The organism is Arthrobacter sp. P1_B4 (assembly GCF_056406555.1).
Genome location: NZ_JBFTZW010000030.1, coordinates 1 through 12,050, shown reverse-complemented (window position 1 = coordinate 12,050; position 12,050 = coordinate 1). Strand labels below are relative to the sequence as shown.

Annotated in this window: 9 protein-coding genes; 2 read left to right on the top strand and 7 right to left on the bottom strand. The window is 64.1% G+C overall.

Annotation, left to right across the window (positions count from 1 at the left end; genetic code table 11):
* Positions 1 to 33: 33 nt before the first annotated feature.
* The 6 genes from trxA to pdhA all read right to left on the bottom strand — a co-directional run bounded on the left by trxA (position 34) and on the right by pdhA (position 7,066).
* Positions 34 to 447, bottom strand: coding sequence for a thioredoxin (gene trxA, locus AC1D1W_RS11670; RefSeq protein WP_018773584.1), 414 nt, complete (start codon positions 445 to 447; stop codon positions 34 to 36).
* Between the two features lie 78 nt (positions 448 to 525).
* The gene (locus AC1D1W_RS11665; RefSeq protein WP_476943760.1) at positions 526 to 1,071 is read right to left on the bottom strand and encodes an acyl-CoA thioesterase; all 546 of its coding nucleotides are present in this window, start codon (positions 1,069 to 1,071) and stop codon (positions 526 to 528) included.
* A 441-nt stretch (positions 1,072 to 1,512) separates the two neighbouring features.
* Entirely contained in the window at positions 1,513 to 2,733 is a 1,221-nt protein-coding gene (locus AC1D1W_RS11660; RefSeq protein ID WP_476943759.1) for an IS110 family RNA-guided transposase, read from the bottom strand.
* Positions 2,734 to 3,129: 396 nt separating this feature from the next.
* On the bottom strand, positions 3,130 to 4,731 hold the full coding sequence (locus tag AC1D1W_RS11655; RefSeq protein ID WP_476943758.1) for a dihydrolipoamide acetyltransferase family protein: 1,602 nt from the start codon (positions 4,729 to 4,731) through the stop codon (positions 3,130 to 3,132).
* A 2-nt stretch (positions 4,732 to 4,733) separates the two neighbouring features.
* The gene (locus AC1D1W_RS11650; protein ID WP_476943757.1) at positions 4,734 to 5,846 is read right to left on the bottom strand and encodes an alpha-ketoacid dehydrogenase subunit beta; all 1,113 of its coding nucleotides are present in this window, start codon (positions 5,844 to 5,846) and stop codon (positions 4,734 to 4,736) included.
* Complete coding sequence (pdhA, locus tag AC1D1W_RS11645) at positions 5,843 to 7,066, bottom strand: pyruvate dehydrogenase (acetyl-transferring) E1 component subunit alpha (RefSeq protein WP_476943756.1); 1,224 nt, start codon at positions 7,064 to 7,066, stop codon at positions 5,843 to 5,845. Before pdhA ends, AC1D1W_RS11650 begins: the two co-directional genes overlap by 4 nt.
* Positions 7,067 to 7,225: 159 nt before the next feature.
* Here pdhA and AC1D1W_RS11640 point away from each other — a divergent pair, with 159 nt between their 5' ends.
* A complete protein-coding gene (locus AC1D1W_RS11640) occupies positions 7,226 to 7,690 on the top strand; it encodes an Lrp/AsnC family transcriptional regulator (protein WP_026537452.1) in 465 nt (154 codons plus the stop codon).
* Between the two features lie 400 nt (positions 7,691 to 8,090).
* Complete coding sequence (locus AC1D1W_RS11635; protein ID WP_476943770.1) at positions 8,091 to 9,608, top strand: tyrosine-protein kinase domain-containing protein; 1,518 nt, start codon at positions 8,091 to 8,093, stop codon at positions 9,606 to 9,608.
* Positions 9,609 to 10,670: 1,062 nt separating this feature from the next.
* On the opposite strand, the gene AC1D1W_RS11630 is transcribed toward AC1D1W_RS11635, so the two are convergent.
* The coding region (locus tag AC1D1W_RS11630; RefSeq protein ID WP_476943755.1) for an O-antigen ligase family protein at positions 10,671 to 12,050 on the bottom strand (1,380 nt) is incomplete at its 5' end.

Genomic DNA, 12,050 nt, shown 5'->3' with positions numbered 1-12,050 from the left:
CGTTGGTTAAGCCTGGGATTAAGCCGTGGAGGTTCAGGCCTCCGGGATCTGGGTGCCGTCCTGCTTGGCCGCAGCCGCGGCGGCCTCGGCCTGGGACCGGGCCACGTGGGCGTGGACTTCTTCCATGTCCAGGGCCTTGACGGCGTCGACCACCTGCTCGAGCTGCTGCGCGTTCAGTGCGCCAGGCTGCGAGAACACCAGGACCTTTTCGCGGAAGGCCATCAGCGTGGGAATCGACGTGATGCCGGCCTCGGCGGCGAGCTGCTGCTCGGCTTCGGTGTCGACCTTGGAGAAGACGACATCCGGGTGCTTCTCTGAGATCGCCGAGTACGTGGGGCCGAACTGCTTGCACGGGCCGCACCATTCGGCCCAGAAATCGACGAGGACAATGTCGTTATCCTCGACTGTCGATGCGAACTGTTCACCTGTGATGTCTACGGTAGCCATGAGTCAACGGTACGGGAGCGGGCGCGGATTGTCCCCGGCATTTCGCTGTTGGCACATCCGGGCGGGGCTGTAGGCAGGTCACGCCCAGGCGTGCGGGCCCGGACGCCTGGCGCCGGGCAGGGCGTTGGTTTCGCGCCATTCGTGGATCCACCCGGGCAGCTCCAGATCCGCCGGCGGGGCGCCGAACTCGCGGATGATCTCCTCCTGGCTGACGGGCTTGCCCTTGCTCAGAAGCCGGGTGGCGATATAGGCCCGCGCGTACACTTCGCCGTCCACCACCATCCGCTGCTCGAAGTAGATGGCTTTCGAGTCCAGGCCGATGATCCGGGATTCGATCGTGTACTGCTGCCAGAGCTGCAGCGAACGGCGGAACGCGATGGTCTCCCCCGCCGCGACCGGGGTCCAGCCCCGGCGGCGCATCTTCTTCCAGGTGCCGCTGCGGGCCATGAGATCGAAGCGCCCGAGGTCCATGAGTGAGAAGTACATGCCGTTGTTGACGTGGAGGGCGATGTCGATGTCCGTGGGCAGGACCCGCAGCGGCAGCGAGGAGTTGTCCCAGATGCTCAGCGGTGAGCGGCGTGAGGACGTGAACAGCAGCAGGAGAGTCCGGAACAGGAGATGCATGAGTCATATGTTACCCGCGGGTAACAAGTGTGCCAAGGGGTGGGTGCCGGAACCTAGCTGGCTATAGGTCGTGTCAAGTGCATGCTCCGGGCATGACAGTGCGCGCCGCATGTTTGGCCGGGCGTTCTGACGTGTCTGTGGGGTGGCGGTTTGGTTGGCTGGCCCGGCGTGATTCCAAGGGCGCCCACGCTGACTTATTCGACCTCGGCGGTTGCCGGGTCATCTGGCGTCGTTCGGGCTGCCCAAGGGCGAAGGGCCGGGCGCCAAGCTAGGTGCGGCGTAACGCGGGAAGCGTCCGCCATAGCTGTATCGGCGTCTGGTCCGGCCCTTCGTCGGTTCCAGCGTCTCACCGCCGGCCTGGGTTGTGAAGGGATCCTGCGGGCACCTCCGTGGGTTCCGTGAGGGGGATTTCCGGCTGGCATCATGGTGTGCCGCGGCTTGTCACTTCCAGCGGCCGGGGTCGTAGGTGGCCTGGTCCCGGACCATGGCGTAGGCGATCCGTGATGCGCGGTGCGCCATCGCGCAGGCGATGACGCCGCCGTGCTTGCCTCTGGTCCTGAGCGCCGCGGCGTAGGTCCGGCTGGGCGCGTCGTTGAACCAGAGCCCCATGCCGAGATCGATCAAGGCCCGGCGTAGGGCCACGTTGCCTTCCCTGCTGATGGATCCGTCGCGTCGTTTGCCTGCCGATTCGTACTGGGTGGGGGACAGACCCGATGCCCGGTAGATCTGTGACGGCCCGGGCCAGCGGTGCGGGTCGCCCAGGGCGCCGCCGTAGTTGCCGGCGCGGACCACACCCCAGCCCGGGGTCGTGGTGAGCGTCGCGAACGGGCTCAACGGAAGCAACCGGGCGAACTCTGCCTCGGATGCGTCGATCTGCGCGGTGAGCTCGGTCAGCAGGTCCAGATCGGCGGCCAGCACCTGCCGGGCCACGGCTGCGTCCGCCGTGGTCAGCGCGTCGCGGGCGGCACGGACGAGCCGTTCGGCCAGCGGCTGCCGAACGTGGAGGCCGCGGACGGCGGCGAACCGGATGAACCGGGCGGTGCCCAGCGCGGCGAGCCGCTTCGGGTCGGTGAATTCAGCAGCGATGAGCCTTCCCACTTTGGTGCCGAGCACGTCCGGCAGGACCAGCGTCAGCCCGGGGAAGGCCCGGTCCAGCTGGCCCAGCAGCTGGTTCTTCGTCGCGGTCCGCGCCTGAACCCTGCGGGTCCGGTGCGCCGCCCACGCGCCGAGTTCACCGATCACAGCCTCGCGCGCAGTCACAGGAAGGCCCCTGCCGCTGAGGACCAGCTCGGTGATCGCTTCCAGATCCAGGGCATCGGTCTTGATGCGCCGGCGTCCCTGGACCCTGCGCTGCTCGGCCACGTGCGCGGGATTCAGCTCCAGAACCTGCCAGTCCGCGGGCCACACGGACGGGGTGAGCAGCGGCCGGTGGTAATGCCCGGCAGCTTCGATCCCGACTCTCACGGGAACATCCATCCCGGCCAGCCTGCTTTTGATCAGAGTGAGGATCCCGTCCAGGCCCCGTCCGGTCATCTCGAAGTCCACCGGACCCAACAGGCGRTGCCGGGCGGCATCGGTGACCGACAACGCGACCGTCCTCTTGCCAACGTCGACAGCAACAACAACGGGTGAWTCACCGGTCACCACGCCCTGAACAGACATAACAAACACCTCCGAAGGTGTCGGGAGGATCCCGCGGATCAACCTCAGGTCCTCAAAGGAATCTGATACATCCCGTCCTGACATCTCCGGAGGTGTTTGTGAAGGACAGACTCAACTCATATCAGCTGTACTGTGCAGGCAGATCACTTCCATTCGCGCTCAACCTGCTTACGACGGAACTCAAGGTCTGCTGCTTCCACGTCCACCAGCCTTGGGCTCAATAAGAACGGCTAAGTGCCCGGCCGACCGTGGCATACCGCCGCCCCGTCCGCAAGCCACGACGTCCGACCGTAAGCAAGCGCGCCCCGAACCACTCGTTGCCGCCAGAACCTTGTCTCCCGTATGCCACCACCAGGCTGGATTGAATCGGCTCGGACGGGGCCGACTCCTCACTTGTCACATGTCCGCGAGCGCCGACCCCGGGTTCTCCATCGCGTCCGCGACGTAGCGCAGGAAGCCGCCGGCCGCGCCGCCGTCGCACACCCGGTGGTCGAATGTGAGAGTCAGCTCGGTGACCTTGCGGACCGCGAGCTCGCCGTTGACCACCCAGGGCTTGTCAATGATCCGCCCGACACCGAGGATCCCCACTTCGGGGTGGTTGATGATCGCGGCGGAACCGTCCACCCCGAACACGCCGTAGTTGTTCAGCGTGAACGTGCCGCTGCCCAGTTCCGCCGGGGTCGCTTTGCCCTCGCGCACGACGGCGGTGAGGCGGCGGATCTCGGCGTCCAGTTCGCGGGCGCTGAGCTTGTCCGCGTTCCGCACCGACGGCACCATCAGTCCGCGGTCGGTCTGCGCCGCGAACCCGAGGTTGACGCCGTCGAAGGCCACAATCTCCTGCATCGCGCCGCCCGCGGCATCCTCGGTGGTCACGATCCGGGTGTTGAGCTCCGGGAACTTCTTGAGCCCGGCAGTAACGAACCGTGCGATGAAGGCAAGCAGGCCCGGGGTGTTGTGCGGGTCCGCCTTTTTCAGCGCGGCACGCATCTCCACCAGCGCAGTGGCGTCCACGTCCACCCACACCGTGGCTTCCGGGATCTCGGAGCGGCTGCGCGACATGTTCGCCGCGACGGCCTTCCTCACGCCCCGGACCGCCGTGCGTCCGGAAATGCCCAGACCGGTGCGCGCGTCGGTGCCGGAACCCGCGGCAGGCGCGGCCGGTGCGGCAGACTCCGCAGCAGCCGGACGCTCAACCACCGGCGACGGCTTGATGACGGCCTCGACATCGCGCCGCATGATGAGCCCGCTGGCCCCCGAGCCCTGGAGTTCCCCCAAATCAACCCCATGGTCGCGCGCCATCCGGCGAACCAGCGGAGAAATAACGGCCCCCAATTTCCCGGGAACCCGGGTGCGCAGCAGCACCAGGTCATCGGCAGCCTTCTCGGCAGCAGAGACCCCGGAAACCGACTCGGCCCCCGCAGCCCGCTTAGGAGCCCGGGTCCGCCGGGCAACCCCATGCCCGCCAGGAGTCCCATAACCGATCAGGACATTCCCGGACCCGGCCTTCTCCTCCTCGCGGTAAGCCTCAGCGGCAACAGCAGCAGGCGAGTCGGCAACGACACCAGCCGGCGCAGGCGATGCCGCCCCGGGAGTGGCATCCAAGGAACCGGACGAGGGACCCGATGCGAGCTTGCGAGCATTGGGAAGTCCGGGGCCGCTGTCGGAGCCGACGGCATCGTCCGCAGGACGAATGCCGTCCGGCGAAGGGGCGGGGGCGGCATCGCCTGCGGCGGCGCCCACGGCGGAAACGGAACCAACCGGCATCACCGAGATCAGCGGCTTGCCGACGTCGAGCGTCTGGCCGGGCTCGCCGTGCAGGATGGCCACGGTGCCGGCGTACGGGGAGGGCACCTCGACCATGGACTTGGCGGTCTCCACCTCGGCGATCGGCTGGTCCACGCGGATCTCGTCGCCCACGGCCACGAGCCAGTTCACGAGCTCGGCTTCGGTGAGGCCTTCGCCCAGGTCCGGCAGGAGGAATACTTTCGGTTCGCTCATGGTCAGTCTTCCCACTGGAGGTCGTCAACGGCGTCGAGGATGCGGTCCACACCGGGCAGGTAGTAGGGCTCGAGCTTCGGCGCCGGGTAGGGCACGTCGAAGCCGGTGACGCGGCGGATCGGCGCGGCCAGGTGGTGGAAGCAGCGTTCCTGGACCCGGGCGACGATTTCCGAGGCCACGGACGCGAAGCCGTGGGCCTCGGCGATCACGACGGCGCGGCCGGTCTTGCGGACCGAGGCGCAGACGGTCTCGTCATCGAACGGCACGATCGAGCGGACGTCGATCACTTCCAGCGAGCGGCCTTCCTCGGCGGCGGCGGCCGCTGCGGCGAGCGCCGTCGGAACGGACGGGCCGTAGGCGATCAGCGTGGCGTCGGTGCCGGGGCGGGCGACGGCGGCCCGGCCCTCGGAGGACGTGCCGCGCTCGGTGTTCGCGGCGTGCTCGGCGCGCAGCGCGTCCAGGTCCACCTGGTCCTTGGACCAGTACAGCTTCTTCGGTTCCATGAACATGACGGGGTCATCGGAGTCGATGGCTTCGCGGAGCATCCGGTAGCCGTCGGCCACGGTGGCCGGGGTGAAGACCTTCAGGCCGGCGGTGTGCGCGTAGTAGGCCTCGGACGAGTCGCAGTGGTGCTCCACTCCCCCGATGCCGCCGGCGTACGGGACCCGGATGACCATGGGCAGCTTCACGGCGCCCTTGGTGCGGTTGTGCATCTTGGCGACGTGGCTGACGATCTGTTCGAAGGCCGGGTACGCGAACGCGTCGAACTGCATTTCGATGACCGGGCGCATGCCGTTCATTGCCATGCCGACGGCCATGCCGACGATGCCGGATTCGGCCAGCGGGGTGTCGAAGCAGCGGCTCGTGCCAAAGGTCTTGGTGAGCCCGTCCGTGATGCGGAAGACGCCGCCGAGCATGCCGACGTCCTCGCCGAAGACCAGGACCGAGGGGTCCGCGTGCATGGCGTCCGCCATCGCGGTATTCAGGGCCTTGGCCAGGGTGATGGTCTGCGGGCCGGCCTGCTCGGCCGCAACAGCAGCCTTGGCGGCGGCGCGGGCGGTCGCGGCGCTGACGTTGCCGTTCGCCTCGGAGGACGTGGTGATGGTGGGGCTCATTTCCCGGCCTCCCTTGAGATGGATGCGGCGTCGCGGGCCAGTTCGTCGGCGAGCATGGCGGACTGTTCTTTCAGCTGTGGTGTGGGGGTGGAGAAGACGTACTTGAAGAGATCCTGCGGTTCCACCGGAACCTCTTCGCTGAGGCCTTCGCGCAGCTGCGTGGCTACCGCCTCTGCCTTTTCGGCGATCGCGGCGGCGCGGTCGTCGTCCAGCAGGCCGCGGTCCGTCAGGTAGGTCTGCATCCGGCTCAGCGGGTCCTTCGCCACCCATTCGGCGACTTCGCTGTCCTGCCGGTAGCGGGTGGCATCATCGGCGTTGGTGTGCGCCTGCATCCGGTAGGTGTGCGCCTCCACCAGCAGCGGGCAGGAACCTTCCCGGGCGAGCTTGACGGCCCGGCCGAGGACGGCGAGCAGGGCCACGATGTCGTTGCCGTCCACGCGTTCGCCGGCCATGCCGTAGCCCACGGCCTTGTGGGCCAGGGAGGGCGCAACGGACTGGTGCGCCAGCGGCACGGAGATCGCGTACTGGTTGTTCTGGACGAAGAAGACCACGGGCAGGTGGAAGACGGCGGCGAAGTTCAGGGCCTCGTGGAAATCGCCTTCGCTCGTGGCGCCGTCGCCGCACATGGCCAGGACCACGGTGTCCTCGCCGCGCAACTTGGCGGCGTGCGCAACGCCGACGCCGTGCAGCAGCTGGGTGGTCAGCGGGGTGCACTGGATGCCGACCTTGTTCTTGGCGGGGTCGTAACCGCCGTGCCAGTCGCCGCGGAAGAGCGTCATCGTCTGGACCGGATCCACGCCCCGGGCCATCACGGCCACGGAGTCGCGGTAGGTGGGGAACAGCCAGTCACCCTCGGAAAGGCACAGTGCTGCGGCAACCTGGCACGCCTCCTGGCCGTGGCTTGAGGGGTAGACGGCCATGCGGCCCTGCCGGACCAGCGCGGAGTTCTGGTCATTGACGCGGCGGCCGATGACGAGCTGCTCGTAGGCGGCCATCAGTTCGGCTTCGCTGGGCAGGCTGTACTCGTGCCCCGGCTGGGTGCCCTGTTCCGTGTGGGGATTCAGGGTTCCGTCCGGGCCCACCATCTGGATCTGGTGGCGTGCGGGCAGCATGTAGTCCTCAACGGTGATACCGAACTTGCTCACGGCATCACCGGCTGGATCTTGTTGCGCGGCCTGCTGCGCAGCTGGCTGCGCCGCGTGGTCTGCGGAGATCGTCATTGGTCCGTCCTTCTGTAGCCACTAATCTTTCCCAGTATGCCTCCAGCCGCTGTTTCGTATCCACCTCTGTGGTGAATCGTGGAGATGTCCACAAATTTGCCCTAGTCTGGAAGACAAATCGTAAGTGTGAGCTGGATTACCGGCGGGGGTCGTAGACGAATGGCAGAGCTCGAATCGGAGCAGGTGGCGGTGCCGCTGGACGATGTGGACCGGAACATCATCGCGGAGCTGACCCGGGACGGCCGGATGTCGGTGACACAGGTGGCCGAGAACGTCCACATTTCCCGCGCCCACGCCTACACCCGCATCGCCCGGCTCACGGGCGAAGGCGTCCTGACCAAGTTCACCGCCCTGGTGGATCCCATCAAAGCCGGGCTGAAGTCTTCTGCCTACGTCACGCTGAAAGTGCGCCAGCATTCCTGGCGCGAGCTGCGTGAACTCCTGCGTGCGATCCCCGAGGTCCATCACATCGCTCTGGTCGGCGGGGACTTCGATGTCATCCTGCTGGTGCGCGCCGTGGACAACATCGACCTTCGCCGGGTGATCTTCGATCAGCTGCAGTCCATGCCCGGAGTCCTGGACACCCAGACGTTCCTGGTGTTCGAGGACCTGGACACGCGGTGACGGTGTCCGTCTAATGTAGCGCAACTCTCATGGGTCACCCTGATCGACACCGCGACGGCCCGTCAGACGATCATTGGCCACGTGAGTTCGCGATTTGATGCCAGCCGCTTCAGGGCGGTCATCGCTGGCCAACTGCTGGCTCCGGCGGGAGCCACGACTCAGACTCGGCTTTTGGCATCTTACACATGCGGGCTGATCCCGCTGCGGAGACCGGTGACGCACCTAGCGACCAAGCGCAATACACGAACGCCAACGCGATGGGTTGGACCATGAGCGGTCAGCCACATGCCAGATTCCACGCCCGATCTAAGGCAGTACAATTGCGGTGACCGCACGCATGTTGCTGTTGACGGGTCGTGCCAGAAGGCGGCCTATGCAATCGACTCAGGGGGACCTCGATTTGGACCTACGCGATTACCTTCGCATTGCCCGCCGTAGTTGGATCTTGATCGTTGCCTCGACACTTATCGGGCTATTGGTTGCCGGGGCCGCGTCAGCGCTCACACAACCGACATACACGGCGAAGACCCAACTATTCGTGGCGATTCAAAGCTCAGGCTCCGTGCAGGAACTCCAGCAGGGCAACACGTTCAGCCAGGCCCGTGTTCAGTCGTATGTTAAAACAGTGGCCTCCCCCGTGGTCCTACAGCCTGTCATCGACTCGCTTGGGTTGACGATGTCCGCTGACGTGCTGGCGTCGCGGGTAGAGGCCAAGACCGACCTCAACACTGTTCTCATCGACATCGAGGTCTCGGATGGATCGCCCGTTCAGGCAGCGGCGATCGCGCAGGCTGTAGCCAAGAGTCTCATAGCGGCGGTGGATATGCTGGAGAGACCGAAAAACGGTGGCAGCTCGCCCGTAAGTCTCTCCATAATCAAGCCCGCCACCGCGCCGGTCGGGCCGTCTGCACCGAACACACGTATGAACTTGGTGCTCGGGTTCCTGGTGGGGTTGTCAATTGGTGCGGGATCGGCAATCCTGCGAGCCACTCTCGACAACCGCATTCGGGGCGAGGCGGACCTTCGCCGCGTAACTGCCGCCCCACTGTTGGGGGCAATTTCGTTCGATACAGATGCGACCAAGAAGCCGCTCTTGACGCAGGCGCCACCCCAAAGCCCCCGTGCCGAATCCTTCCGACAACTGCGAACAAACCTTCAGTTCGCAAATGTGGCAGGCCACGGGAGAACTGTCCTCGTTACTTCGTCCCTGCCGGGAGAGGGCAAGAGTACGACGGCTACTAACCTAGCCATCGCATTGGCTGAGGCTGGCCAGTCAGTGTGTTTAGTAGACGCTGACCTGCGGCGTCCCATGGTGAGCGACTATCTGGGGCTTGAACGGAACGCTGGTTTGACCACAGCGCTGGTTGGAGCGTCTGATGTCAATGAACTCTTGCAGCCCTGGGGGGAAGACAGGCTCTACGTTCTAACATCGGGACGGATTCCTCCAAACCCCAGCGAACTGCTTGGTTCGTCGGAGATGCAGAACCTGATTGGACGGCTGGAGCAAACATTCGACATGGTAATCATCGATGCCCCTCCCCTGCTACCCGTTACTGACGCCGCAGTGCTTTCTCAGCACGTTGGCGGTGTGGTGTTGGTGGCCAGCGTCCAAAGAGTTCGCCAAGACGAACTGGAGAAGTCTCTGGCCGCCCTCACCTTGGTCGGAGCCAAGCTCCTGGGAGTCGTCCTAAACCGTCTGCCGGCGAAGGGTCCAGACGCATACGGCTACGGCTACTACTCAAATATGGAATCTTCAAAATCGCGCGTCCGTCGCGCTGAAAACCAGGATAGCCAACACCCGCTTCAAGGTGTGGGACAGCTCGACAACGACTGGTCTGACGATTTCGACACAAGCCCCCCATCAGGCGATATGAGGCCTGCAACAGTATTCCCTCCCTCACGCGTACGAGGTAGCTAGAGTGAGTGCCTGAAAGTCGGTGGATCCGGAGTCGGCCTCACACACCAGGCGGTGCCTGAGGGGAGGATGATCATGAGCGAACCCACGGAGCCCATGGCGATGGGATGGATCAGCAAGAGTTAGCGCAGCAGTGCCTGCCCCACGCCAGGGCGAAGGGAATCGAACTCGCCGAAAGAGCTGTTCAACCGGCTTACCAATACCGTCCTGGAGACCGTTCTGGAAGCGGAGCGGGACAAGCACTTCGGATAGGGAACATACGGCGTGGCCGACCGTCACAGCGGGGAATCCCGGCGCAATAACGGCGAGGGTCGAATCGAACGATGCGACCATCCAGCATCTGAAACGTACGGGCAAACGGTTCGTCAATGGCCAAACCTTTACGACCCGCATAAGGCTCACAGGCGCCGCCAGTACGTCGATCTGATAATCCACCACGCAGCGGAAATCACTACGAACCGCTGAGGGCCTCATCGGGGACTGGCTCTCGGCTCCCGCCTGGCTCTTGGGCGGGCACGTCTTCGGTATCGGCCCCTCGTCCGCGCCACGGAAGGGCCTGATGATGTGGCTTCCATATACGCTTTCTCGGTCGAACAGTTCGACCTGCTGTCTCTGGCCGACCAGTTCGTGACTGAGCCCCTTCCCGGCCTTCGACCAGGCCCAGGACCTGCCCGGTGTCCACATCGACGACGGTCGTCATCCACGGTTTATGCCGCGGTGCGCGCCGTACTTGGACCAGAGGACATCCACGGAGCCGGCGGCCGGGGCGTTCCCTGCGCCAGTGGCAGCGTCAGTCGCCAGGGCTTCGGACGTTGTTGTACACGGCAGCCCAACTACGAATCGATTCTTCTTTCGCCCAGTCATCTAGGAAGCGCTCCCGTGAACCGCGGCGAACCCGCTTCTCGGACAAGAAACTCAAGCAGACCCTGGACTGCTAACAGGGCCCAACGCAGGTCCACACCAAAGGCGCCGCCAGACTCGTCCCACTTGCCGTGACAATACCTGCGGACAAAAGCACCCTACTGATGCTCACTTGGAGCCTTACACCACCAAACCGATTCGGCGTCACTCCGCTAGGTTGACGCCCGGACGGAGCTCCGCTCCCAACGGAATCGCACTAGGTGCCGACGCTCCATGGGAGAAGCTCGACGTGAAATTGGGGGCGGGTCTCATTGAAAGAATTCCGAACACGAGACCAAGCAGGGCCGGCCACCGTGAAGTTGTCATCATGAACGGCGCAGTAAAAGAGGCAATAACGTAGATCGGGACAAAGAATGCGGCACCGAAACGGATTCGTGAAAATTGCGAGTTCCGTCGCAATATTACTTGGGCCGAAGACCAGCTGAAGATACAGATCAGGGCGATGCTTATCAGAAGCCCAAACAATCCGAAACGGAGCCAGTTGAGCAGTATTTCATTGTGAACATATATAGTCTCCCCCCGAGTAACCAGGCCCGGAAGTTGGGGAGAGACTGGCCCATATCCCCATGGGTTGGCTACCGCATGCTCCAGACCAATAATGATGTCGTCGGCGTGTCCTTGAGTGGACCCGTCGGAGGCGGACCCGTCAAGTGTTTCGTACGATAAAACCATGCGATCCCAGAAGGAAATGAGGAGATCTTGGACTGTCAGAAGAGCCAATATGACCAGTCCGGCTAATGGAATCAGTGCGCGGACCATCACCTTGCGAAAAGCCGGGCTTATGAACGCCGTCACGATGAGCGTCAAGGCTAATGCCAGCAGCACAGACCGCCTAAAGGACACCAGCAGAACCACAGCAGCCCCCACGGCGACTACCATGCTGGGAGTTGAACGCCCTTTCTGTCGGAGAACCGCCAACAGGATGGCTGCAGCGACTGCCGCGGTTGCAGTGTCATAGTAGACGAGTTGGCCGCCCAAGCTAAGGCCCCCGCCCGAAAGAGCAACAGGCAACCCTAAAACTGCCAACCCGACTATTGCGGCCCCAATTGCCAACTCGAATTTTTTACCGGACAGCTCAGGGCGAGAATTCGCGCCAACGATCCAAGCGAGGACGAATACTACGAGCGGACGAGTGACTTGCCCGAAAACGGAGGTGACACTCAACCCGGCAAGGAGACCTAGGACTATAGAGACACCGATAAAGACTATAATCCCAACCAACGGCTTACGATCAATCACATCTTTTGACTGGCTGGAAACGTCTCGCTTCATGATCGCCGAGATCGCGGCCACGAATAAGAGGAAGAATGCCATGGGAAGGCTTCCGAATTCGACATAGTAGAGCTCGTGGCCGAGGACCGTAAGTCCGCTTTGTCCGAATTTTGGATTGATTTCTTGGCACACCATGAATGCAATCACGGACACCAGAAGTGGCTGCCAGAATAGAAGTATACCTCCGACAATGACCCCCAGTGCGATCAGCCCCACCTGCGTGGTCACACCGAAGGCGGCGAAAGCTGAGGC

Excerpts from the sequence above, each read along its gene's own strand:
- trxA (WP_018773584.1), bottom strand. The coding sequence starts at position 447 with ATGGCTACCGTAGACATCACAGGTGAACAGTTCGCATCGACAGTCGAG.
- AC1D1W_RS11665 (WP_476943760.1), bottom strand. The coding sequence starts at position 1,071 with ATGCATCTCCTGTTCCGGACTCTCCTGCTGCTGTTCACGTCCTCACGC.
- AC1D1W_RS11655 (WP_476943758.1), bottom strand. The coding sequence starts at position 4,731 with ATGAGCGAACCGAAAGTATTCCTCCTGCCGGACCTGGGCGAAGGCCTC.
- AC1D1W_RS11650 (WP_476943757.1), bottom strand. The coding sequence starts at position 5,846 with ATGAGCCCCACCATCACCACGTCCTCCGAGGCGAACGGCAACGTCAGC.
- pdhA (WP_476943756.1), bottom strand. The coding sequence starts at position 7,066 with ATGACGATCTCCGCAGACCACGCGGCGCAGCCAGCTGCGCAGCAGGCC.
- AC1D1W_RS11640 (WP_026537452.1), top strand. The coding sequence starts at position 7,226 with ATGGCAGAGCTCGAATCGGAGCAGGTGGCGGTGCCGCTGGACGATGTG.